The 23,127-nt window shown below is 63.8% G+C and carries 17 protein-coding genes and 1 tRNA gene; 6 read left to right on the top strand and 12 right to left on the bottom strand.

Translation table 11 applies throughout. From position 1 onward, the window contains the following. Positions 1-19: 19 nt before the first annotated feature. The 5 genes from NGR_RS12480 to NGR_RS12460 all read right to left on the bottom strand — a co-directional run bounded on the left by NGR_RS12480 (position 20) and on the right by NGR_RS12460 (position 4,138). The gene (locus NGR_RS12480) at positions 20-496 is read right to left on the bottom strand and encodes a UPF0262 family protein (protein WP_012706809.1); all 477 of its coding nucleotides are present in this window, start codon (positions 494-496) and stop codon (positions 20-22) included. Beyond that, entirely contained in the window at positions 493-1,797 is a 1,305-nt protein-coding gene (gene hisD / locus NGR_RS12475; protein ID WP_164924165.1) for a histidinol dehydrogenase, read from the bottom strand. Before hisD ends, NGR_RS12480 begins: the two co-directional genes overlap by 4 nt. A gap of 35 nt (positions 1,798-1,832) precedes the next feature. Further along, the gene (locus NGR_RS12470; RefSeq protein WP_012706807.1) at positions 1,833-2,273 is read right to left on the bottom strand and encodes a DUF2948 family protein; all 441 of its coding nucleotides are present in this window, start codon (positions 2,271-2,273) and stop codon (positions 1,833-1,835) included. Between the two features lie 140 nt (positions 2,274-2,413). Continuing rightward, the gene (gene murA / locus NGR_RS12465; protein ID WP_012706806.1) at positions 2,414-3,706 is read right to left on the bottom strand and encodes a UDP-N-acetylglucosamine 1-carboxyvinyltransferase; all 1,293 of its coding nucleotides are present in this window, start codon (positions 3,704-3,706) and stop codon (positions 2,414-2,416) included. Between the two features lie 213 nt (positions 3,707-3,919). Beyond that, a complete protein-coding gene (locus NGR_RS12460; protein ID WP_012706805.1) occupies positions 3,920-4,138 on the bottom strand; it encodes a hypothetical protein in 219 nt (72 codons plus the stop codon). Positions 4,139-4,400: 262 nt separating this feature from the next. Between NGR_RS12460 and NGR_RS12455 the strand changes: the two genes are divergently transcribed. Next, a tRNA-Thr gene (locus NGR_RS12455) sits at positions 4,401-4,475 on the top strand. Positions 4,476-4,748: 273 nt separating this feature from the next. On the opposite strand, the gene NGR_RS12450 is transcribed toward NGR_RS12455, so the two are convergent. Next, complete coding sequence (locus NGR_RS12450) at positions 4,749-5,147, bottom strand: sunset domain-containing protein (RefSeq protein WP_012706804.1); 399 nt, start codon at positions 5,145-5,147, stop codon at positions 4,749-4,751. An 8-nt stretch (positions 5,148-5,155) separates the two neighbouring features. After that, a complete protein-coding gene (locus NGR_RS33855) occupies positions 5,156-5,401 on the bottom strand; it encodes a DUF7662 domain-containing protein (RefSeq protein WP_012706803.1) in 246 nt (81 codons plus the stop codon). A gap of 145 nt (positions 5,402-5,546) precedes the next feature. Between NGR_RS33855 and NGR_RS12445 the strand changes: the two genes are divergently transcribed. Together NGR_RS12445 and NGR_RS32305 are read left to right on the top strand one after the other, a co-directional pair. Further along, positions 5,547-6,011 carry a hypothetical protein gene (locus NGR_RS12445; RefSeq protein ID WP_164924164.1) on the top strand — a complete coding sequence of 155 codons (465 nt, stop codon included), beginning with the start codon at positions 5,547-5,549 and terminating at the stop codon, positions 6,009-6,011. 751 nt (positions 6,012-6,762) lie between these two features. Continuing rightward, positions 6,763-6,930 (top strand): hypothetical protein, encoded by a 168-nt coding sequence (locus NGR_RS32305; RefSeq protein ID WP_165447142.1) that lies wholly within the window; start codon positions 6,763-6,765, stop codon positions 6,928-6,930. Between the two features lie 57 nt (positions 6,931-6,987). On the opposite strand, the gene NGR_RS12440 is transcribed toward NGR_RS32305, so the two are convergent. Further along, positions 6,988-9,252, bottom strand: coding sequence for a PBP1A family penicillin-binding protein (locus NGR_RS12440; RefSeq protein WP_012706800.1), 2,265 nt, complete (start codon positions 9,250-9,252; stop codon positions 6,988-6,990). 250 nt (positions 9,253-9,502) lie between these two features. Between NGR_RS12440 and NGR_RS32300 the strand changes: the two genes are divergently transcribed. After that, positions 9,503-9,649 (top strand): hypothetical protein, encoded by a 147-nt coding sequence (locus NGR_RS32300; protein ID WP_012706799.1) that lies wholly within the window; start codon positions 9,503-9,505, stop codon positions 9,647-9,649. A gap of 125 nt (positions 9,650-9,774) precedes the next feature. Here NGR_RS32300 and NGR_RS12435 read toward each other — a convergent pair whose 3' ends face one another. The 4 genes from NGR_RS12435 to NGR_RS12420 all read right to left on the bottom strand — a co-directional run bounded on the left by NGR_RS12435 (position 9,775) and on the right by NGR_RS12420 (position 13,659). Continuing rightward, positions 9,775-9,987: a hypothetical protein gene (locus NGR_RS12435; RefSeq protein WP_012706798.1), complete on the bottom strand. Its 213-nt coding sequence runs from the start codon at positions 9,985-9,987 to the stop codon at positions 9,775-9,777. 277 nt (positions 9,988-10,264) lie between these two features. Continuing rightward, positions 10,265-11,569, bottom strand: a complete 1,305-nt coding sequence (pncB, locus tag NGR_RS12430) for a nicotinate phosphoribosyltransferase (RefSeq protein ID WP_012706797.1) — start codon at positions 11,567-11,569, stop codon at positions 10,265-10,267. A 65-nt stretch (positions 11,570-11,634) separates the two neighbouring features. Next, on the bottom strand, positions 11,635-12,234 hold the full coding sequence (pncA, locus tag NGR_RS12425) for a bifunctional nicotinamidase/pyrazinamidase (protein ID WP_012706796.1): 600 nt from the start codon (positions 12,232-12,234) through the stop codon (positions 11,635-11,637). A gap of 237 nt (positions 12,235-12,471) precedes the next feature. Further along, positions 12,472-13,659, bottom strand: a complete 1,188-nt coding sequence (locus NGR_RS12420) for a polysaccharide biosynthesis/export family protein (RefSeq protein ID WP_037391981.1) — start codon at positions 13,657-13,659, stop codon at positions 12,472-12,474. Positions 13,660-14,062: 403 nt separating this feature from the next. Between NGR_RS12420 and NGR_RS12415 the strand changes: the two genes are divergently transcribed. Continuing rightward, the gene (locus NGR_RS12415) at positions 14,063-21,565 is read left to right on the top strand and encodes a type I polyketide synthase (protein WP_012706794.1); all 7,503 of its coding nucleotides are present in this window, start codon (positions 14,063-14,065) and stop codon (positions 21,563-21,565) included. After that, positions 21,562-22,977, top strand: a complete 1,416-nt coding sequence (locus tag NGR_RS12410) for an aminotransferase class I/II-fold pyridoxal phosphate-dependent enzyme (RefSeq protein WP_164924163.1) — start codon at positions 21,562-21,564, stop codon at positions 22,975-22,977. Before NGR_RS12415 ends, NGR_RS12410 begins: the two co-directional genes overlap by 4 nt. The last annotated feature ends 150 nt before the right edge of the window (positions 22,978-23,127 follow it).

Below are 23,127 nucleotides of genomic sequence, written 5' to 3'. Positions count from 1 at the left end.
CCGGTCACGTCCGCCTCCGTCAGCCGCGCCAATAGAGCACGCAGACCAATGTGAAGAGGCGCCGCGCCGTATCGAAATCCAGCCTGATCTTGCCGGAAAGCCGATCCATCAGCGTCTGCGAGCCCTCGTTGTGGATGCCGCGACGGCCCATGTCGATCGCCTCGATCTGGCTCGGCGTCGCTGATCGGATCGCCTCGTAATAGCTTTCACAGATCAGGAAATAGTCCTTCACGATGCGGCGAAAGGGGGTGAGCGACAGAATGTGGGTGGCAACCGCCTCGCCGCCGTCGGTCGAGATGGCGAAGACGAGCTTCGAGTCGACGAGCGACAGATTGAGCCGATAGGGACCGCCCGGATGCCCGGCGGGCTCGAACAGGTTCTCCTCCAGGAGATCGAAGATCGCAACCGCGCGCTCGTGCTCGACGTCCGGGGTCGAGCGGCCGATCGTCTCGTCCAGCACGACATCGCAGAGTCTGAGGTGGCGGTCGGCCCTCATCCCTCTTCCCCGAAATTGAGGCGGATGGCAACGGAGCGGGCATGCGCCTCAAGTCCTTCCGACTTGGCCAGCGCAATCGCCGCCGGGCCGAGGATGCGCAGTTGTTCGGGCCCGAGCCGTAGAATGGAGGTCCGCTTCATATAGTCGAGCACGCCGAGGCCGGAGGAGAAGCGCGCCGAGCGCGCCGTCGGCAGCACGTGGTTGGAGCCGCCGACATAGTCGCCGATCACCTCCGGCGTGTGGCGGCCAATGAAAATGGCGCCGGCATTGCGGATCTTCGGCACCATCGAATCCGGGTCGGCCATCGCCAGCTCGAGGTGCTCCGCGGCGATTCGGTTGGCGAGCGGCACCGCCTTGTCGAGATCGGGCACCAGGATCACTGCGCCGAAGTCGCGCCAGCTTGCCGTCGCCGTCTCGCTGCGCGGCAGCGTCTTCAGCTGCCGCTCGACCGCCTGTTCGACCGACGCGCCGAAGGCGGCGTCATCGGTGATCAGGATCGCCTGGGCACCGGCATCGTGTTCGGCCTGCGCCAGGAGGTCCGCGGCGATCCAGTCCGGGTCGTTGTCGCGGTCGGCGATCACCAGCACCTCCGAGGGGCCGGCGATCATGTCGATGCCGACGGTGCCGAAGACTTGCCGCTTGGCGGCCGCGACATAGGCATTGCCGGGACCCATGATCTTCGCCACCGGCGCGATCGTCTCCGTGCCGTAGGCAAGTGAGGCGACGGCCTGGGCGCCGCCGATGCGATAGATTTCCTCGACGCCGGCAAGCCTTGCTGCCGCCAGCACGGCCGGATTGATCGCGCCCCCCCTCGTCGGCACGACCATGACGATGCGCGGCACGCCGGCGACCTTGGCCGGCAGCGCATTCATCAGCACCGAGCTCGGATAGCTCGCCGTGCCGCCCGGGACGTAAAGCCCGACCGCATCGATCGCCGTCCAGCGCGAGCCGAGGCCGACGCCCATCTTATCTTCGTAGAGATCGTCCTTCGGCAGTTGCCGGCGGTGATGCGCCTCGATGCGGGTCGCCGCAACCTTGAGCGCGCCGAGCACCTCCGGCTCGACCGCGTCGATCGCCGCGTCGATCTCGGCCGCGCTGACCGCCATCGGCGTGACGCTGAAATCGACGCCGTCGAAGCGGGCGGAATAGTCGGCGAGCGCCGCGTCGCCGCGGGCCCGCACGTCGTCGATGATGGCGCGCACCACGGCGTTGACGTCTTCGGAAACCTCCCGCTTGGTGGTCAGGAACGCGGCGAAGTCACGTTCGAAGCCGCTGTCGAGAAAGTTCAACCGGATTGCCAATGCGATGATCCTCTTGGTGGTGGCGGGCGCTCTGCTCAGTCGCCTTCGGGATGACGCGGCCTGAACGCGGTTTCCCACGCCCCGCCGGTATCGGCAAGCTGCGCCTCGATGCATTCCACATCGAGCGCGATCGAGGCCTCGCCGGCGAGCACCAGCTCGACCGTTCCGTCAGGCCCCTCCCCCTTGACCAGGAATTGCACCGCCAGGAGATCGAGCACCGCTTCCATGTCGGCCCGGTCGAAGCCGAGCGAGCGCACGGCGGTGACGCATTTGAAGAGCAGCAAGGCACGCCGCCGCTCGAAGTTTTTGCGCTTGCCTTCCGCCGTTTCCCAGACGAAGCGGTTGATGACGAGGGAAAACTGCCGGCGGCGCGCATCGTAGTGAATGCCGGCCACCTTGAAGACTGCGTCCTGCACATGAGCGGAAACGACCCCCAGGTCCTCCTCGTCGAGTGCCAGCAGCTTCAAAGCATCCATGCGATCCATCCCTGTCGTCCGGCGCCGATTTTTTGCACCGCAATCATCAAGGACATAAGACGTCGCGCCCGAATCCGCAACGGTTTCGGGCGCCGTTATCCCAAAACCGGCACACAGTTTTGGGCGACATGCATCAGGAATCAGTCGCTGACGCGCTCCACATGGGCGCCGCAGCGCGTCAGCTTCTCTTCAAGCCGCTCGAAGCCGCGGTCGAGGTGGTAGACGCGCGAGACCATCGTCTCGCCCTCGGCGGCAAGCCCGGCGATGACGAGCGAGACGGAGGCGCGCAGGTCGGTCGCCATGACCGGGGCGCCCTTCAGGCGGCCGACGCCCTCGATCTTCGCGGTCTGGCCGGAGAGCGAGATCTTCGCGCCGAGCCGCGCCAGTTCCTGGACGTGCATGAAACGGTTCTCGAAGATCGTCTCGGTGATGTGGGAGACGCCGCTCGACTTGGTCATCAGGCCCATGAACTGGGCCTGGAGGTCGGTCGGGAAACCCGGGAACGGGTCGGTGACGATATCGACCGGGCGGATGCCGGCGCCGTTGCGGACGACGCGGATGCCGCTGTTGGTCTCGCTGATCTCGGCGCCGGCCCGGCGGATCGCTTCAAGCGCGGTATCGAGCAGGCTCGCCTCGGTGTCCTCGAGGATAACATCGCCGCCGGTCATCGCCACCGCCATGGCATAGGTGCCGGTTTCGATACGGTCGGGCAGGACGCGATGCCGGGCGCCCGACAGCGAGCGCACGCCCTCGATGGTGATCGTGCCGGTGCCGGCACCGGTAATCTTCGCACCCATGGCGTTCAGGCATTTGGCAAGATCGGCGACTTCCGGCTCGCGGGCAGCATTGCCGATCACCGTCGTGCCGTTGGCAAGGGTCGCGGCCATCATCAGCACATGCGTGGCGCCGACCGAAACCTTCGGGAACACATAGCGCCCGCCGGTCAGCCCGCCTTCCGGCGCCGTGGCGTTGACGTAGCCGCCGTCGATCTCGATGTTGGCGCCGAGCGCCGTCAGGCCCTCGATGAACAGGTCCACCGGCCGCGTGCCGATGGCGCAGCCGCCCGGCAGCGAGACGCGCGCCTTGCCTTCGCGGGCAAGCAGCGGCCCGATGACCCAGAAGCTGGCGCGCATCTTCGAGACGAGCTCGTAGGGCGCCGTGGTCGAGACGATGTTGCGACTGGTGAAGTGGATGGTGCGGGCGTAGCTCTCGCCCTGGCGCTCGCGCCGGCCGTTGACGGAAATATCGGCGCCGTGATTGCCGAGAATGCGGATCAGCTGCTCGACATCGGCGAGATGCGGCACGTTTTCCAAGGTCAGCGTGTCGTCGGTCAGGAGCGACGCGATCATCAGCGGCAGGGCGGCGTTCTTCGCGCCGGAAATGGGGATCACCCCGTGAAGTTGATTTCCGCCTACAATCCTGATGCGATCCATGGGGCCTCTCGCACGGGCGCCGCCCGCTTTCTTAAAAAATCCGGTGTTTCTGAAGGGCGTCTCTTAGTGGAGATGCCGCGAAATTAGAAGTGCCTTGAAATGCGAAGTCGACAGGAATGGCGGAGCGCGCGTGATGCAGCCTCCATCCCGGCGATCACTTTCCTTCCTGCATGCCGTCCCCCAAAACCGCTGCGGACTTTTGGGCGACATGCATTAATCGTCCGATTCGTCCGTTTTTGCGGCAGGCAGACCGGAGGTCTCGTCGGCGTCGCCGGCCCGGCGGGCCCGCGCCTGCTGCTTGCGGCGCTGGAGATTGTCGCGCAGCGTCTTCGCCAGGCGCTCGCGCTTCACCTCCGCCTCGCTTTTGCCGGCTTTCGCGCCCCGTCGCGGCCCCGGCGCGTGGTCCTTGTCGTCATCGTTCTGCATGTGCATGGATTAGCGCAAAACCAGCCGCCCCGAAAGCAGCAAGGCGATTTCCGAAGGAGCAAAAGTGCCTAAATTTTGGAAGCGTTTTTTCGATCCAGGCCGACGCTAACGCATTGGAAACGGCGGATTTTCTGAATTCCAGCCAGCCCTGCCGCAGGCCGGCGCGACGCTGCCCCGGCAAAAACTTCGAATTGCGGCTTGCGCTCACCCTCAAGCTATGGCAATAGGCGCCTCGCTTGCTGCGGCGTACCACCCAACGCCGCCGGATGCTGCTATAGCTCAGGGGTAGAGCACTCCCTTGGTAAGGGAGAGGCCGAGAGTTCAAATCTCTCTAGCAGCACCAGTTTTCCTCGACGAAATCAACGCATTAGCAGAGCCTCGCGGATCGATACGTAGAACAAAAGTGCACCGTTGTGCACTGGTCTGAATAGCTCTGTGGCACAAATCCGGCACAGCCTGTTCAAGCGCTGTTCTGGTCGTCGCCTTTGATTCCCGTTTGATTAAAATTCAAACAGCGCCTACATTAGAGGCACATACGCCTCGCGTCGCTGACCACGGATGTACTGGCAGCGGCGGGAGGCGACCGCAGAAGGTCGGGTTGTTGATAAACTCCGTCCTAGTTGTATGCCCGTCGCCAGCCAGCTTCGCGTGCCGACGCCTCGGAGCAGAACCACCGCTCCCCGTCGAAGTAATTGACGCGCGTCTGGCCGTAATCTTCCTGTCCTGGGATGTGATAGATCCGCTCTCCAGAGTTGTAGCTGACGTTGCCCTTGATATCGCAACCGGGGATCAGCGGCACGTATTGGGAAACGCCAAAGAGGGCAATTGCCGCGGCAACGGCGATGCCGGGAATCGAGCTCCTTTTCCTGCGCCGTGGCGATCTCCGCGGCGCAGGCGATGGTCGATCATCGCGAATGAGGGCTGACACGACAAAGTAGGCCGGCAATCCGACCACGATGCCCGCCAACAGACTGAGAACCGTTGTCTGATCGAGAACTTCACTCAGCCAAGCCACGGCCCACCTCAAGCGCGAACGAAGCGGACCTTGTCGTGTCCTGCCAGCAGAAAGCTTCGACAGCCGGCCTCGCGTGCCGCCCTATTCCCAGGCCGAGATTGTTCAGGGTCGCTTGTATTTGCCCAGAACTGAGGCCGCCTCGCACTCTTCGGCAACGCAGCGCCGATAAGCGATTCGATCTCCTTGAAGGTCAGGATGATCTCTCTCAACCGCTCCCTCGCGAGTCGGTACGTAAGCCCCTCGTACTTCGACATTTGCCGCTCCTCGTCCTCTTCAAAAGAATGACGGAAAGCGCAATGAAATCAAATACTCCGTTTGGGCGATATCCCTAATCCTTGACTGCAAGGTGCGCTGTGAAACCCTATGACCTCTTGGTTGAGTGCGTTTGGGACGCAATGAATGAATCTTTCCACTGCTGCACTTCGCCTGCTCGTTGCCTGTGTTGTCTGCCTTGTCGGCTTTCTCGGCTTTGTCGGGCTGGTCATGGTGAGGATCGGGGAGTGCGATCGCCCCCTACCTCCGCTACTGCTCAGTTTGACGGCCGTAGACGAAGGCGACGTGTGGACTGCCGGATGTGGACTTCCCAAGGGGAAAAAACAGGCCTTCTCACCGGAGCTCACAAAACGCTTGCAGAGGCTGTTTCCCGCGGGCAGTGATGCGGCCGCTGTAGAACGTGATCTTCAAGCCTTGGGGTTCAAAGTCGTTTCACCCTGCCCGAACGACCCAAGTGCCCGTCTTGCGCAGTTTCTCCAAAAGGGATGTGCGTGGCCAATGAACGCCACGCTAATTTGGCACCGGACCGAAGACGCTAAAGTGGCTGACCTCAGCGGACACGTATTTTTTAAGCCGGGCGGCGAATACTGACTCTCTCGCGCCGACAATTACGCCGCCGATCGCTCCTGCTGGTCTGCCTTGGCGAGGCGCATATATTCATGCGCCGTTTGCTCGGGAGCGATTCCAGTTAACACATTGGCGCCCAAAAGGTTCCTGCCGAGATCGTCAGTAATTCGCATGTGCCAGGGAGGCACATCGAGCACTCCGCCGGAGGTACCCTCCGCCGCCGATTTGGGAGATTTTCTCAAGGGCATCGGCGGAGCAGAATGCTGAGCTACCACGCCGGAGAACAATCCCCCTCTGGTGTGGGCCACGGCGGGCCCAGAGCATTGCCGTATCCCCTCGGCAGCTCTGGGACTCGGGTCCGCCCCTCTGGACCCGATCCGTCTGAGCGGGGCTTGCCCGCCCGGCCTATTTATTGGTTTTAAGGAGCGCCCAAATCCAGATGTCCGCCTTGGACACGTCGGCGACAGGGTGAAGTGGTGTCCCCTCAAAAAACGCGACTTTTTCTTCTGACCGTTCGCTGGCAGCGTCCGCTTCTCCTCTGCGGACACTGTCCGGTTTTGCTGCGCGCACGGGACTTTAAGACGTTAGTCCTAGGAGACCGCGACAAAGGTCTTAGCCCAATTTTTCCAATGATTTAGCGGAATATTTTACCCCTTTGAAGGGGGCTGTAATCCTTGACTGTAACGTGTGCTGTGAGACCCTTTAGCCTGTGAGGTTGTAGTGGCAAGGGGCCGGCATGATGACAATGGTTCACACCGAGACCGTGGATAGGCGGATGTCCGATGACGATGACGTCGAGTTGGCGCTCGCCCTCGCCTGCGAATTGCTTGAGATGACGCGAGAAGCGATAATCCGCCTCATCATTCGCGAGTGGCTACAGGGATACGGCTTTCTGCCAATCCAGGAATTGGACGAGGGAAGCGAAACAGAGGCCGGCACATGAGGGGCTGCCTCTACAGCGCCGTGCGTCTTTTCAGATGCACGGGGGTCGCTGCAATCCCTACTTCTCGCACAGCCTTCTCGGCCCGTAATACGGCTGGAATGTGCAATCATCCGGCCGGAACGACCGATAGGCCCGCGCGCAAGCCCTGAAGTTGCAGGCCGGCGCGGAGCCGGCCGCTTGCGCCTCGCTCTCCTCCGGCGTGCCGGCGGCGAGCGCCGCCGTCATGAAGTTCTTCCAGATCCGTGCCGGCAGCTTGCCGCCGGTGACGTCCTTCATCGGTGTCTCGTCGTCGTTGCCGACCCAGACGCCGACGATCAGCGGTTCGGTGAAGCCGACGAACCAGGCGTCGCGGTGGTTCTGGCTGGTGCCGGTCTTGCCGGCGGCGAACGTGCCGATATCGGCTTCGCGGCCGGTGCCGCGCTGGACGACCAGCCGCAACAGCGAAACGAGATCCGGCCGGTACTGGCTGATATCGGTCGCCGCCTCCCGGGACGGGCCGACGCGGAAGGCCTGCGGCTGCCCTTCGGCGTGCAGCGCCTCGATGCCCCATGGCTCGATCGGCGCCCGGCCGGCCCGGACCGAGGCATAGGCGCCGGTCAGATCAAGCAGGTTCACCTCCGAGGAACCGAGCGCGAGGCTCGGCGTATCGGCAAGTTTGGCGTCGATGCCGAGTTCCCGGGCCGCGGCGATGACCTCATCGATCCCGACCTCCATCGCCAGGGCCACCGTTGCGGCGTTCAGCGACCGTGCGAAGGCTTCGGCGATGCTGACCACGCCGCGATAGCCGCCGCCGAAATTTTCGGGCGACCAGCCGTTGATCTCGATCGGCGCATCCTCGACCGGGTCGAAAGGCGTCAGGCCCCGCTTCAGGGCTGCATAATAGACGAACAGCTTGAAGGCCGAGCCGGGCTGGCGCATCGCCTGGACGGCGCGGTTGAAGGTGCTCTTCGTATAGTCGCGGCCGCCGACCATGGCGACGACGGCGCCCTCCGGGGTCATCGCCACCAGTGCGGCCTGCGAGGCGCCCGCCTTGGGGCCTTCCCGTTTCAGCGCGTCGGCGACGACCTTTTCGGCGATCGCCTGCAGCCGCGGCGCCATGGTGGTCCGGACCTTGATCGTGCCGCGATAGGGGCCGGCGAGCTCGCGGGCATCCTGCATGATCCAGTCGGCGAACCAGCTTCCCGAGCGAATCGCCGGACTGGTCGGCTGGAGCTTGCCGACGTCGGCGCGGGCGACCTTGGCCTCTTCCGGGGTGATCCTGTCGCCCTTCACCATGGCATCGAGAACCAGCTCCGCCTGCTGGCGGGCGCCCTCCGGATTGGTCAGCGGATTGAGCTGCGAGGGAGCGCGGATGATCGCCGCGAGCATCGCCGACTCGCCGATATTGAGGTCCTGCACCTCCTTGTCGAAATAGATGCGCGCCGCCGCCGGCACACCGGTCGCGCCGGCGCCGAGATAGATGTTGTTCAGATAGCGGGTGAGGATCTCGTCCTTGCCGAGCTTGCGCTCCAGCCAGAAGGCGATCACCGCCTCCTGGATCTTCCGCTTCCAGGTGCGGTCGCGCTCGAGATAGAGGATCTTGATGAGCTGCTGGGTGATGGTGCTGCCGCCCTGCACCACCTCGCCCGCCCCGAGATTGGTGTAGATCGCCCGGGCGATGCCCCTCAAATCAATGCCGGAATGCTCGTAGAAACGGCGGTCCTCCCTGGCGAGCACCGCCTCGACGAGATGCGGCGGAAAATCCTTGCGTGCCGCGTAGGAGCCCTGAAACGGCCCCTGGCTCACCAGAGGCTTGCCGTCGGCGGCTTCCAGCACCACGACCGGCTTCAGCGACCCTTTGGCGATCTCGTTCCAGGGAACATCGCGCAGCGCCCAGGCGAAGACGACGGCGAGCAGGACGAACGACGCCAGGGTCGCCGCCGCGGCGCTGCGCAGCAGGATTGCGCGTCTGCCGATGGGGCGCTTCGGCATGACTTGCCGATCTTCGCTTGCCGCGCCTCGCCGCGCCTTCAACCACCGGCTTGCCGAGCGCCCCGCCGAAGCGGAGGATCCGGCCTTGCCGCTCGAGGTCCGCCGCAGGCGTTCGAAGGCGCCAAGCGCCGCTGCTTTCGATTTTTCACCGGCCCGATGGGCAGCAACGGGCACTTCCGCGCGCAGCGCCCGGCCAAGTCTCGTCAGCGCACGGCCCAGTCCGGCAAGTGCCTTTCGGGTTTTTGGAAATGCGGCGCCGTCCGAACGGCCCGGGTGATCGCGGCTCGGCTCGGCTTCTTCTGGCCCCTGGTTCTCCGGGCCAATCTTCGACGCGGCATCGCTTTGCGCCATCCGTGCTCTCGATCAGACTATCACCCATGCGTTCGCTGAGAACGCATGGGCCGGCGAGTGGTTGCCAGAAACATGTCCAAAACATGGTGGCACAGCATCATTGTCCACAGGCCGGCTGCGAAACCCACGAAGATATTATTAACCATAATAGACGTTACTCGGGGAACAGCCCGATCGCCGCCACAGGAATAACTCCATCTCACGCTTTTTCAGCAGGAGCGGCAAATCAGGCTTTCTTGGAGGACATGGGATGATCAAATCGGGTCTCGGCGCGACTATCGCCGTTCTCGTCGTGTCGATCGCGGTATCCGGAATCCTCCACGTCGCCCTGTCCCAGCACAGGACGCAGGCGAACGCCGCCGTGTCCGGAGAGATCACCTCGTCGATACCGCGGTAACCGTCGAGCGCCGACGCTATGCGTCGACCCGGCCGGCCGAGTAGGCAAGCGCCCATCCCCGTCCACACGGAAGCCCGTTGACACGGACAGCCGCTCAGGACGTCGAACGAGGTTGTCGCTTGATTTCAGAAAGCCCGCTGGCGCGGTTCCGGTCTGAAGTCTCCGAGCTGAGCGAGAAGCTCGTCGGCGGAGCACTTCTTCCGGTCCATCAGGTCGAGGATGCGCCGAGCGGCCCTGTCGGCCTCTGCTCCATCCTTGCCGACATTGTGCAAGGCGCACCAGACATCCAGTGCTCCGCGCATGACATCGACATCATCGGGTGAATAGGCTTGACGCACGAACCCCTCCCAAGGTGTACCTCAATGCGGGCATCATGGGGGATTTCGGGGGAAATACAAGAAAATAGTGAGGGACCCCAATAAGTCATATAATTGCGCCATCCAGCGCCGTTTTTTGATCGCCGCGAGCGTCGGCTTCGGCAGCGCGGCCGATGGCAACGGAAGTTTAATGTTCAACCGTTAGTTTGATGGTGCGATGGTGGACAATCGCAATTCCCCTTTCTTTCAACCGGCCCCGGCCGGTTTCTTTTTTTGGGGCCACGCAGGAGACGAGCTCTCACACCCGGACGGTCTGCTCGACGAAATCCTCCGTTCCGAAGAACTTCAAGTAGCGCTCAACTTCGGCGGGGTCGCCGGTCGCCTTGCGCGGATTGTCCGACAGCTTGACGGCCGGGCGGCCGTTGGCTTCGCTGACCTTGCAGACGATCGAAATCGGGTTGAGGCCGCCGATCTCGGTCGGCGCGCAGCCGGCGAAATCGTTGGTCAGGTTGGTACCCCAGCCGAAGCTCATGCGGACGCGGCCCTCGAAGTGGCGATAGGTCTTGATGATCGTATCGACATCCAGGCCGTCGGAGAAGATCAACAGCTTGTCGCGCGGGTCGCGGCCCTTCTTCTTCCACCAGGCGAGGATCTTCTCGCCGCCCTCGACCGGCGGGGCGCTGTCCGGCCGGAAGCCGGTCCAGTCCGCCACCCAGTCCGGGGCATTGCGCAGGAAGGCGGCGGTGCCAAACGAATCCGGCAGGACGATCAGCAGATTTCCGCCATAGAGCTGGTTCCAGTCCTGCAGGACCTTATAGGGGGCGGCAGCAAGTTCCTTGTCGTTTCGGGCGAGTGCGGCGGCCACCATCGGCAGTTCGTGGGCGTTGGTGCCGAGCGCCTCCAGATCGTTGTCCATGGCGAGAAGCACGTTGCTCGAACCCGAGAAAGAGGCGCCGATGCCTTCCTTCAGCGCCTCGACGCACCAGCGCTGCCACAGGAAGCTGTGCCGGCGGCGGGTGCCGAAGTCGGAGATGCGCAGGTTCGGATACTGCCGCAACTGCTCGACCTTCGACCACATCTTCGCCTTGGCGCGCGCATAGAGCACGTCGAGCGTGAAGGGGCCGAGGCCCTTCATCGCGGCACGCGAGCGCAGCTCGTTGATGATCGCCAGCGCCGGGATCTCCCACATGGTCGTCTCGACCCAGCGGCCGCGGAAGGTCAGTTCGAACTGACCGTCGCGGCGCGACAGCTCGTATTCGGGCAGCCGGAACCTGGCGAGCCAGGAAAGGAATTCCGGCGAGAAGATCTGCTTGCGGCCGTAGAACGTGTTACCGGCGAGCCAGATCATCTCCTTCTTGCTAAACCGCAGGGTGCGGGCGTGGTCGAGCTGGTCGCGCAGTTCCTGTTCGTCGATCTCCTCGGCGAGGCGCACGGTCTTGGTGCGGTTGATCAGCGAGAAGGTCGCGTCGACGTCCGGATAGAGCTGCCAGATCATCTGCAGCATCAGCAGCTTGTAGAAATCCGTATCCAACAGACTACGGATGATCGGATCGAGCTTCCAGGTATGGTTATAGACCCGCCGCGCAATATCGGTCTTTGGCATCTCGGACTACGCTCCTTCTGGATCACCAACGGGGCCGCGGCGATCGATTGATCCTGCTCCGGCGGCTAGATCAGTTCAACGCCCGCATCACGCATGCGCCGGGTCATCGCGGCAAGCGATCCGTTCAGATCGATGCCGCGACAGGCGTCGAGCACGACGGAAGTCGAAAATCCCTCCGCAACCGCATCGAGCGCCGAGAAGGCGACGCAGAAATCGGTCGCGAGGCCGCAGAGCGACACTTTGGAGATGCCGCGCTCGCGCAGGTAGCCGGCCAGCCCGGTCGGGGTGCGGTGATCGTTTTCGAAGAAGGCGGAATAGCTGTCGATCCCGGTGCGGAACCCCTTGCGGATGACCAGCTCCGCCGTCGTCCAGCGCAAAGCGGGATGAAAATCGGCGCCTGGACTGCCCTGGACGCAGTGATCGGGCCAGAGCGTCTGTTCGCCATAGGGCATCGTCACCGTCTGAAAGGGCGCCTTGCCGGGGTGGCTCGACGCGAAGCTCGAATGCCCGGCCGGGTGCCAGTCCTGCGTCAGGATGACGTGCTTGGCCTTTTCGATCAAACTGTTGACGACCGGCACGATTTCGTCGCCGCCCGCAACGGCAAGCGCTCCGCCCGGGCAGAAATCGTTCTGCATGTCGATGACGATCAGGGCATCTTCAGCCATGGCCACTCCTCGCGACCGCCGACCGGCTTTGGGCGGCCGGCAAATCGATTTAATCCTGCAAGATCAATCACAGAACGCGCGAGGCGGCAAGCATGTTCGCCGGCCGGTACCGCTCCGGCGCGATTGGATGCAAGCCCATAAAGGCGATCGATTCGAAGATGTTGGCGCGCGGCGTGGACGGGCGCGGCTCCGTTCGCAGAAGCGTGGCCCGTGGGGATGTGACTCCCCATCTGATCGTTAATTGTTGAGATCGTCGAGATTGTCGGCGATGTTGACGCCGGAATTCGCGATGCCGATCGGCCGGGCGATGAAATCCATGAATTTCGTGATGTCGACCGAGGGATGGCGCGAGGCGTAGATCACGTCGCGGTTCTTGATCGGGAAGGTCTGTCCGACGATCAGGCTGTCCGGGTTCGTCATGTTGAAGCGGTAGACGATCGGGTAGCGACCGACCCTGTCGGGCTGCATGCCCTTGCTCAACATGGTATTGAAGCGCTCCCGGCCGAGCAGGCTCATGACGATGTCCGGCTCCTCGTAGCGGAAGACGAAATAGCCCTTCGCGTCGATGGTGCGATCCGCCCCGCCGCCGGCGAGCGCCACGGCTTCGAGGAGATTCAGGTCGTTGGCGCCGAACTCGACGCGCTGGTTGGCGCGCACCTGGCCGAGAATCGTAAAGGTGCGCGGATCGCGGGTGACGAAGATCTGGTCGCCCTGCTTGACATGGATGTTTTCCGACGGGCTCTCGATGATCGACTTCAGCAGAACCGTGCCGGTCTTCTTGCCGCGCACCAGCGTGACATAGGTCTCGTAGGGCTGCGCCGAGGGACCGCCGGCCTTGGCGATGACCTCGTTGATCGTTTCGCTGACAAGATTGAGCGGCACCACCGACGGCCGGCCGACGGCACCGGAGACGGTGACGATGCGCGAAGCGGTCGACGTCGAGGTGACGATGACATCCGGCTCGACGGCCTTCTGCTTCAGCGCGTCGAGGATTGCCTGGCGCGCCTGTTCCAGCGTCAAGCCGGCGAAGCGGACGGAGCCGACATAGGGGATCGCCGCCTTGCCATCCGGCTGGACAACGAGGTCGATGCTGGTCTGCTTCGATTCCGTTGTGGAAAACAGGCCGTCGCTGCCGGCCTCGAAAATGGTGACCTTCAGCTGGTCGCCGACGCCGATCACCACCTGGCCGACCCCGCCGCCAATGCCGAAGCGGCGGCTCAGCGTCGTCGCCACATATTCGGAAACGAGCCGCGCGGACTGGCCGTCAATATCGATGATGTCGAAAACGGTGGCATTCTTCCTGCCGATCTGCGATCCCGATTGGCCGGCTTCTGCGACGATATCGCTTGTCAGAGGCCCCTCGCCCGGTACAGCCTGACACCCCGCTAGCGCGGTACAAAGCAGAAGGGCAGTCACTCGTTTCACTACTTCACTCCGTATTCGGCACAGCGATGATTCCATTCAAACATCTGCGCCGCATCCTACCCGGCAGGAATCCGCCGGTCCCTGAAAAGCACAATCGCCGTCCCACAACAAGCCACCCGCCGACAAGCGAGCCAAAATATTCGGAACTGCGCCTTTCCGGCCATACCGCCGTCGAAATCGGTTACGAGCTGTCGCCGTAATTGTATTGGACGGGGATTGCAGGCCGTTTATCTAGTCCTTTGGGGTTGAAAGCTAGGCCCTATGAGTTAAAAGCTCCCTAATGCAGCAGGGGGGATAAAAAAGGGGAAAACCACCCAGCAAATGTATCGCCGGTTGCAATTTTCGTTTGACGTTGCAATTGGCTAGGGCAATTTTAACGCAGTTCTAGAGCGTTCGATCATACATGACTGTTGAAATCATAGGGCGTGCATGCCTGGCACCTGGAGCGCAATCGCCGCAGGCGCTCTTCAAAATTCTTCGTCAAGGCATGTGCACCGTGTCCAGCGTGCCGGGCGATCGTTGGGACTTGGCGCGCTTCTGGCACCCGGTGATGGGAACGCAGGGCAAGACCTATTCGTTCGCCGCCGGTGTTCTCGAGACGATCTACGATTTCGACCCTGCCGTATTCGGCATGTCGCAGCGCGAAGCCATGTACATGGACCCGCAGCAGCGGGTGCTCTTGCAGCTTGCCTGGCGCGCGCTCGAGGATGCAAATATCTCGGTCGCGTCGCTGCACGGCGAGAATGTCGGCGTCTATATCGGCGCCTCGAGCCTCGATCACGCCAACCTGACGGTCGAAGACCCGGCTGCCGCCGGCCCCTATTTCATGACGGGCAATACGCTCTCGATCGTCTCCAACCGCATTTCGCACGTCTTCGGCCTGAGCGGCCCGAGCATGACCGTCGATACCGCCTGTTCCTCCTCGCTGGTTGCGCTCGACCAGGCGATGCGGGCGCTCAATGCCGGCGAGATCGACACGGCGATCGTCGGCGGCGTCAACATTCTCGCCCATCCACTTCCTTTCGTCGGCTTCGCCCAGGCGCGCATGCTGTCGCCGGAGGGGCTCTGCCGCGCCTACGACAATGACGGCGCCGGCTATGTCCGCGCGGAAGGCGGCGTCGTCTTCGTGCTGCGGCGCTCGGACCGGGCGCGTCGGGAAAAGGACCGGAGCTACGCGAGGATCGTCGCCTCCGGCGTCAATTCGGCCGGCCGCACCAACGGCATATCGCTGCCTTCGCGCGAAGCCCAGGCCAATCTGCTCAAGGCGATCTACGAGGGCAACGGCATCGATGCCAACCAGGTGGCCTTCGTCGAAGGTCACGGCACGGGCACCAAGGTCGGCGACCCGGCGGAGGTGTGGTCCATCGGCACGGTCATCGGCGCCAAGCGCCGGGCTCCGGTACCGATCGGCTCCATCAAGTCGAATATCGGCCATACCGAGCCGGCCTCGGGCCTGTTCGGCATGATGAAGGCCGTGCTGGCGCTCGAGCATAATTACCTTCCGGCCTCGCTGCACTTCGACACGCCGAACGAGCATATCGACTTCGAGGGCCTCAATGTCCGCGTCACCGCGAATCCGATCGAACTTCTGAAGGGCAAGCGCGCCCGGCTCGCCGGCATCAATTCCTTCGGCTTCGGCGGCGCCAACGCGCATGTCGTCATCAGCGATCCCGATCCGGTCCCGCAGGAAAAGGCCCCGGCTACATCGGCGGGACACGTGTTCCTCGCAAGCGCCCATACGCAGTCGAGCCTCGAAAACCTGCTCAAGGACTACAAGGCATCGTTCGCGAACGCTTCCAAGGAAGAGGCGCGCGCCATCATCGCCGCCTCTGGCGCGAACCGCACCCATATGCGCCACCGCTTTGCAGCGCGTAGCGATCATCCCGAAGACATCGTCCGGGCGATCGCCAGCCACCTCGACAAGCCGGGGTCGGATATCGGCGAAGTCGGCGAGGCGCCGGTCAAGAATGCGCAGGTCGCCTTCGTCTTCTCCGGCAACGGCTCGCAATGGGCCGGCATGGGCGTCGACGCGTTCCGCGAAAACCTGCACTTCCGGCAGTCCTTCACCTCCATCAGCGCGCTCTTCAAGTTCCACTCCGATATCGATCTCAAGGATCTCTTGACCGATCCGGAACTGGACAAGAAGCTCGCCGACACCAAGATCGCCCAGCCGCTGCTGTTCGCGATCCAGGCCGCACTTTCCGACTCGCTCGTGGCGATGGGCGTCAAGCCGGCCGCCGTGTTCGGTCATTCGGTCGGCGAGATCGCCGCAGCCTATGCGGCCGGCGCGCTGACGCTGGTCGACGCCGTGTCGATCGTCGCCAAGCGCTCGTTGCACCAGGACCTCTTGGCGGGCCAGGGTACGATGGCGGCCGTGATGCTCGGCGAGGAGGCGGCGGCCGCCTTCGCCGAGGCGCGCGGCCTCGACGAAGTCTGCGTCGCAGCCGTGAATGCGCATAATTCGGTGACGATTTCCGGGCCGGCGCATGAGGTCACCGCCTTCCGCGACGCCGCCCGCAAGGCGAAGATCCCGGTTCAGATCCTCGACATCAACTACCCGTTCCACCATCCGATCATCGACCAGGCGAAAGAGGCGTTTCTTGCCGATATTCCCGATATCGCCCCGCGCCGGACGGAACTGACCTATCTCTCGACGGTCACCGGCGACGCTCTCGACGGCACGGAGCTCGATCCGGACTATTGGTGGAAGAACGTCCGCGAGCCGGTGCGCTTCCAGGCTGCCACCGACGCGGCGCTCGCGCTCGGCTGCCGGTTGTTCATCGAAATCTCTCCGCGGCCGATCCTGGCCTCCTATGTCAAGGAGACGATCAAGCAGGCGGCGGCTCCGGCAATGGTGGTTGCGACCTTGCTTCGCGATGCCGCGGAGAAAGGGCAGGACCCGATCTCTGCATCGATGGCGCGTGCCGTCGCGCATGGCGCAGCGGTCGACCGGATCCGCGTCTACGGCAAGCGCGACGCCCTCATCGAACTGCCGAGCCTGCCGTTCGAGCCGGTCGAGCTTCGTCCGCAGGCCACCACGGATGCGACCGACCTCTTCGGTCGCTCCAGCAAGCCTTACCGCCTTACGGGCTGGCGCGGCGACCCCAACAGCGGCAGCTGGAAAAACCATGTCGACGCGCATCTTTTCCCGGATCTCGCCGAACACGTCGTCGACGGCAAGGCGATCCTGCCGGGCAGCGGCTTCATCGAGGTGGCCGTCTCTGCTGCGCAGCAATATTACGGCAGCGACGAAGTCGAGATCACCAATCTAGAGATCGTCCGGCCGCTCGAACTCAGCGACAGCCGGATCATGGAGCTGTCGACCATCCTGTCGCCGGAGACGGGCGACATCGAGATCCGGTCGCGCGAGCGCCTGTCGGAGGACGATTGGACGGTCCATGCGGTGGCGAGAAGCCGCAAGCCGATAGCCCGTGCAAACACAAGACATGCGTCGATCTCCAGCCTGGCCAAGTCAGGCATCGTCACGCCGGCGAAGGCCTATGACACGGCCAAGCAATTCGGGCTCGACTACGGCCCGCATTTCCAATTGCTGGCCAGGGCGGTCGCCTACGGGGATCGGCTGATCGAGGTCGAGCTGAAGGCTCCCGCCGGATCAGGGCATCCGTTCGTCAGCTATGCGCTCCATCCAATCTCCGTCGACGCGACCTTCCACGGGCTGGTGGCGCTCTTCGACCGCTTCACCGGCGACAAGGGCGGCGCGCCTTACATTCCGGTCCGCTTCGGTTCGGTACGCGTCGTCAATGCAGGCCGGCCGATTGCACGGGCGACGATCGAGATCGAGCGCGTCAGCGCCAATTCGATCAAGGCAAGGTTCCACTTCTACGATGCGGCCGGCGAGCCGATCGCGCATTTCGACGATTGCCGTTTCCGCCGGACCTATCTGCGCAAGCACAAGGCGCTCGACGGGTTGTCCTTCCACTACGAGACGGTTCTGTCCAACGTGATCCTGCCCGGCACGAAGGTTGCCGGGACGGTTCCGGCGAAGCTGTCGGAACCGGCCGACGCCGAGAGCGGCGTCGACAATGCGACGCTGCTCTTCAATGCGGCCATCTATCGCGCCTGTCATGAGATCGCTCTCAAGCTGGCGCGCGGAAGGAGCACGATCCCTGGCAATGGCTTGCCGGGCGATTTCGCGTTTCAATGCTTCCTGACGAACTGCCTCTATGCGCTCGAGGACGCCGGGCTCTGCGAACACCAGGACGGCAATTGGAAAGTCGCGCCGGAGTTCACGCTTCCGACCGTCGCGGAAATCCTTGGCGAGCTCTACGGCGAACGTCCCGATCGCGCCGTGGAAGCGGTGTTGATCAACAACGCCCATGCGGAAGCGCTGGGCCGTCTCACCACCCTGCTCGCCGGAACAGCCAGCGGAGAGGCCGCGGCCTTCAACGCCGGCTTCATCAGCGAGGCGACGCTCGATCACCAGGCCGTCCATTCGGTGGCGAGCCGTTCGCGCATGGATCAGATCCTTGGCATGGTCGAACGCGCCTTGGCCGCACAGGTCGAAGGCGCTCGCCTGCGCATCGTCGAGTTGGGCAGTGTCTCGGCGGGCTTCACGCGGCGTTTGGCCGATCTGGCGGCCCGGCATGGAACGACCCTTTCCGTCGTCGAGCCGCGCGACAACGCCCAGCGCAACCTCGAGATCGCCTTCGAAGAAGACGCCCATGTGCGTATTCTGAAGAAGAGCGAATTCGCCGCGATCGGGCCCTTCGACCTCGCCGTCAGCGCCTCGGACAACCTGTACCAACTGATCGAAGAGGAAGCCGGCATCCGCACCGCGCTGCGGTCGGCATTGCGGGAAAGCGGCGCCCTGGTCGCTGCCGTCAGTGCCCCGTCGATCTTCAGTGACTTCGCCTTGGGCCTCTCCGAAGGCTGGTTCGAACGCAGCCAGACGGCGGAGTTCCCGATCGGCAAGCGCGCCGCGGTATCGCACTGGCAGAAATGTCTGGCCGAACTCGAACTCGCCGACGTCAGCGTCAGCGATTGCGAATGCCCGCACGGCAATGCGATCCTGATCGAGGCGCGCGGCACGGCCGTCGCAGCCGGGCCGCTGGCAAGCGCCGCTGGCGGAATTCCCTATCTGCTGGTCGAAACGGGCGTCCGGGGCAGCTCGGCTGCCGCTGGCGCGATCCCGGTTGCCGTCTCGGGCGACATGGTCGCCGATATCGACCTGCTCGGGACAGCGCTCGACGGGTTCGGCGAAAAACCGGTCCGCGCGGTTTTCCTCTCTGCGACAACAGACCATGTTGGCGACGGCGATTCCGCCTTGCTGCAAACACAGGTGCTGGCGCTCAGCGCCTTTGCCGAAACGCTGAAGCAGCGCGTCGCGAACGCCGAACTCGTCGGAGAGGCACGTCCCCGTCTGGTGCTGGTGGCGCCGGGCGGCGCGCCCGTGTCGGAATCGGCAAGCTCGGGCGTGAATTCCGGCTTGTGGACATTCGTCCGCGTGCTGCAGAACGAGTACGAATTCCTCGACGTTCATTCACTCGATCTCGCCGACCAGACGGCGAGCCGCGAGGAGATGCTCGCCTCGGCATTGCCGCTGCTCACCATCGAGGGTTCCAACCGTGAATGGCTGCTTGATCGGGCGACCGGCCTGATCTCGGAAATCCGCGCCGTATCCGGTCCCGCCGCCAAGAGCGAAGGCAAGATCAGCGCTTTCTCGGCGGCTACAATCCGCCAGCGCGTCAGTTCCCAGGTCAGCAGCATTACCTGGGAAGAAACCGATGTGCCTCGGGCCGGCCCCGGGGAGATCGTCGTCTCGGTCGCCGCCACCGGTCTCAACTTCCGCGACGTCATGTGGGCGATGGGCCTGCTGCCGGAAGAGGCGCTCGAAGACGGCTTCGCCGGCGCGACGATCGGCATGGAGCTCTCCGGCCATGTGGTCGAAGTCGGCGAAGGGGTTGACGATCTCGCCATCGGCGACGCGGTGATGGCGATCGCGTCCGCCGCCTTCTCGACGCATGCGGTCGTCTCCCGGGCCGGCGTCGCCAAGCTGCCGCAGACGATCAGCCCGGTGGCGGCCGCCACCCTGCCGGTCGCGTTCCTCACCGCCTATTATGCGATGGTCGAGCTCGGACGTATCCGGTCGGGCGAAACGATTCTCATCCACGGCGCCGCCGGCGGCGTCGGCCTCGCCGCGCTCCAGGTTGCCAAACTGAAGGGCGCCAAGGTCATCGCGACGGCCGGAACCCGCGAAAAACGACGGTTCCTGACGATGCTCGGCGCCGACCACGTCTTCGATTCCCGTTCGCTCGGCTTCGTCAACGACGTCCGGTCCGTCACCGGCGGCGAAGGGGTGGATCTCGTCCTCAACTCTCTCTTCGCCGAGGCAATGGAACAGAGCCTCGCGCTCGTCAAACCGTTCGGGCGCTTCCTGGAGCTCGGCAAGCGCGACTATTACGCCGACAGCAAGATCGGCCTCAGGCCGTTCCGCCGCAACGTCAGCTATTTCGGCATCGACGCGGACCAGCTCCTCGTCAATCAGCCGGAGCTGACCAAGCAGATCTTCATGGAGATCGGCGAACTCTTCGATCAGGGCAGACTGACGCCGCTTCCCTACCGCGCCTTCGATTTCGACGAAATCGGCAATGCGTTCCGGCTGATGCAGAATGCCGGCCATATCGGCAAGATCGTCGTGCTCCCGCCGGTCGCCGGCAAGCACGAGATTGCCGCGAAGCCGCGTCGGGGCATGAAGGTCGATCCGGATGGCATGCATCTCGTTGTCGGCGGCATCGGCGGCTTCGGTCTTGTTGCGGCGAACTGGCTCGTCGAGAAAGGGGCGCGCAACATCGCCCTCTGTTCACGCCGCGGCCAGCCGGATACCGCGACGAGCGCGATGGTCGAGCGCTGGAAGAAGGCCGGCGTGGCGGCATCGCTGCACGCCTGTGATGTCACCGATGCCACGGCTGTGGAAGCGCTTCTCGCGACGCTCCGGGGGCAAGCGCCGCTACGCTCGATCGTGCATGCGGCAATGGTGCTCGACGATGCCCTGATCAGCAACCTGACCCGCGAGCGCAACAGGCCGGTCATCGATGTCAAGGCGAAGGGCGCAGCGATCCTCGACCGCCTGACCCGCCAGGACACGCTCGACAACTTCATCTTGTTCTCCTCGGCAACGACGCTCGTCGGCAATCCGGGCCAGGCAAACTATGTGGCCGCCAACGGTTATCTCGAAGGCCTCGCCCGCACCCGTCGTGCGGCGGGGCTGGCAGGGCTGGCAGTCGGGTTCGGCGCGATCGCCGATGCGGGTTATCTGACGCAGAACGCCGACGTGAACGACCTGCTCGCGAAGCGTATCGGCAAGACGGCGCTGAAGGCCCATATGGCGCTCGACATGGTGGAGAGCCATATTGCCGCCGATCCGGGCAGCATCGACGCGGCCGTCGTCATGATCTCCGAGATCGACTGGGGTGCGGCGCGCAATCTGCCGGTTACCCGAAATGCCCTCTTCGAGGTCATCCTGCGCAGTGCCGACCAGCACGCCTCCGGCACCGAAGGCACCAAGATGGACCTCGTGGCGATGATCGAGGGCAAGGCGCCGCAGGAGGCGGAGGATATCCTGTTCGACCTGGTCGCGGGCGAGATCGCCGCCATTCTCCGGGTGGCCAAGGACACGGTGACGCGCGGCAAGATCCTGAAGGAAATCGGCCTCGACAGCCTGATGGCGGTGGAGCTCGGCATCAGCTTCCAGCAGAATACCGGCTTCGACATGCCGCTTAGCGGCGTCGCCGACAACACGACCGTCGGCGATGTTGCGCGCAAGCTTTACGAAAAGGTCAGCAAGCGCGATCAGAGCGACGATGGCGAAGCCGGCGACGACAAGCTCGTCACCGAACTGACGCAACGCCATGTCGGAGCAGCCAAGGAAAAAGCACTGAGCCAATGAGCAAGGACGGAAACGGCCAGACCTTCTCCAAGATGAACAGCAGCCTCAGGGAGAACCTGCTGGACAGGATGAGGAACACGCATCAATCCTCGGAGCGCAACCGAATGGCGCGCTCGGAACGGGACTTGCCGCCTGCGCCGCGCCGCCAACAGGCGCGCTTCGAGGATCTGCCCGAATACAAGCAGGTGCAGGCGCAGAAGTTCGCGAGCGAGCAGCTCGGCATCGCCAATCCGTTCTATCGGGCGCATCAGACGGCCGCCGGCGCGACGACGATGATCGACGGCCGCAAGCTCGTCAACTTCGCATCCTATGACTATCTCGGGCTGAACAGACACGCCCACGTGCTCGAGCGCGCGCGCGAGACGATCGAGACCTTCGGAATTTCCGCCTCGGCGAGCCGGCTCGTGGCAGGCGAAAGACCGGTTCACGTCGAGCTCGAGGAGCGGATCGCGCGCTTCTACGGCGTCGAGGCGGCCGTCTGTTTCGTCAGCGGTTATCTCACCAATGTCGCGGCCATAGGCTGCCTGTTGGGGCCGAAGGATCTCGTCATCCATGACGAGTTCATCCACAACAGCGCCCTTGCCGGCATCAAGCTCTCGGGCGCGGCGCGCCGCCTGTTCAAGCACAACGATACGGCCGACCTCGAACATGTGCTGCGCACCGTTTCCGGCGACTATCGCCACATCCTGGTGATTGTCGAAGGCATCTATTCGATGGACGGCGATGTCGCCAACCTGCCGGCGCTTCTCAAGCTCAAGGCGGAATTCGGCTTCTGGCTGATGGTCGACGAGGCCCATTCGCTGGGCGTACTGGGCCGGCGGGGCAAGGGCCTGGCCGAGCATTTCGGCGTCGATCCTCACGAGGTCGACATCTGGATGGGGACGCTCTCGAAAACCACCTCGAGCTGCGGCGGTTATATCGCCGGCAGCGAGGCGCTTGCGGCGGTGCTCAAGGCGTCAGCCGGCGGCTTCGTCTACAGCGTCGGTCTCGCGCCCGTTCTCGGCGCATCGGCGGTTGCAAGCATCGACGTTCTCGAACGGGAACCGGAGCGCACCGCAGCGCTGAGGCGCAACGGCGCCCTGTTCCTGAAACTTGCTAAGGAGGCCGGTCTCGACACCGGCTTGAGCGGCGGTTACTCGGTCGTGCCGGTGATCGTCGGCGATTCGCTTAGAGCCGTGCAGCTGTCGAACGACCTGCTCGCCGCCGGCATCAATGTGCTGCCGATCATCCATCCCGCCGTTCCGGAGGGCATGGCGCGGCTGCGTTACTTCATCACCAGCGAGCATACGGAGGAACAGATCCGCCGTACCGTGACGCTGACGGCCGAACGCCTGAAGGATCTCGTCGAACGGAATTTCGGCCTCGGCGGTGTCGATATCGACCAAATGCTGAAGACGCTTTCGGCGCGTTAGAGCGGGATGAGGAAAAGTGTGTGCCGGTTTTCCGCCCGCATCCCGCTCTAACCCATTAGAATCGATCACGTTCATGAATGGGTCGATCCGACCTAAAATCATCGTGATCTAGACATCGTGGCTGCGTCGAGCCGCGGCGGCAGGCAGGTT

It is taken from the genome of Sinorhizobium fredii NGR234, from assembly GCF_000018545.1.
Lineage (GTDB): Bacteria > Pseudomonadota > Alphaproteobacteria > Rhizobiales > Rhizobiaceae > Sinorhizobium > Sinorhizobium fredii_A.
Note: the sequence above shows the minus strand (reverse complement) of the source record. Positions and strands in the feature narration are given on the sequence as shown.

Excerpts from the sequence above, each read along its gene's own strand:
- NGR_RS12480 (WP_012706809.1), bottom strand. The coding sequence starts at position 496 with ATGAGGGCCGACCGCCACCTCAGACTCTGCGATGTCGTGCTGGACGAG.
- NGR_RS12470 (WP_012706807.1), bottom strand. The coding sequence starts at position 2,273 with ATGGATGCTTTGAAGCTGCTGGCACTCGACGAGGAGGACCTGGGGGTC.
- murA (WP_012706806.1), bottom strand. The coding sequence starts at position 3,706 with ATGGATCGCATCAGGATTGTAGGCGGAAATCAACTTCACGGGGTGATC.
- NGR_RS12460 (WP_012706805.1), bottom strand. The coding sequence starts at position 4,138 with ATGCACATGCAGAACGATGACGACAAGGACCACGCGCCGGGGCCGCGA.
- NGR_RS33855 (WP_012706803.1), bottom strand. The coding sequence starts at position 5,401 with ATGTCGAAGTACGAGGGGCTTACGTACCGACTCGCGAGGGAGCGGTTG.
- NGR_RS12445 (WP_164924164.1), top strand. The coding sequence starts at position 5,547 with ATGAATCTTTCCACTGCTGCACTTCGCCTGCTCGTTGCCTGTGTTGTC.
- NGR_RS32305 (WP_165447142.1), top strand. The coding sequence starts at position 6,763 with ATGTCCGATGACGATGACGTCGAGTTGGCGCTCGCCCTCGCCTGCGAA.
- NGR_RS12440 (WP_012706800.1), bottom strand. The coding sequence starts at position 9,252 with ATGGCGCAAAGCGATGCCGCGTCGAAGATTGGCCCGGAGAACCAGGGG.
- NGR_RS32300 (WP_012706799.1), top strand. The coding sequence starts at position 9,503 with ATGATCAAATCGGGTCTCGGCGCGACTATCGCCGTTCTCGTCGTGTCG.
- pncB (WP_012706797.1), bottom strand. The coding sequence starts at position 11,569 with ATGCCAAAGACCGATATTGCGCGGCGGGTCTATAACCATACCTGGAAG.
- pncA (WP_012706796.1), bottom strand. The coding sequence starts at position 12,234 with ATGGCTGAAGATGCCCTGATCGTCATCGACATGCAGAACGATTTCTGC.
- NGR_RS12415 (WP_012706794.1), top strand. The coding sequence starts at position 14,063 with ATGACTGTTGAAATCATAGGGCGTGCATGCCTGGCACCTGGAGCGCAA.
- NGR_RS12410 (WP_164924163.1), top strand. The coding sequence starts at position 21,562 with ATGAGCAAGGACGGAAACGGCCAGACCTTCTCCAAGATGAACAGCAGC.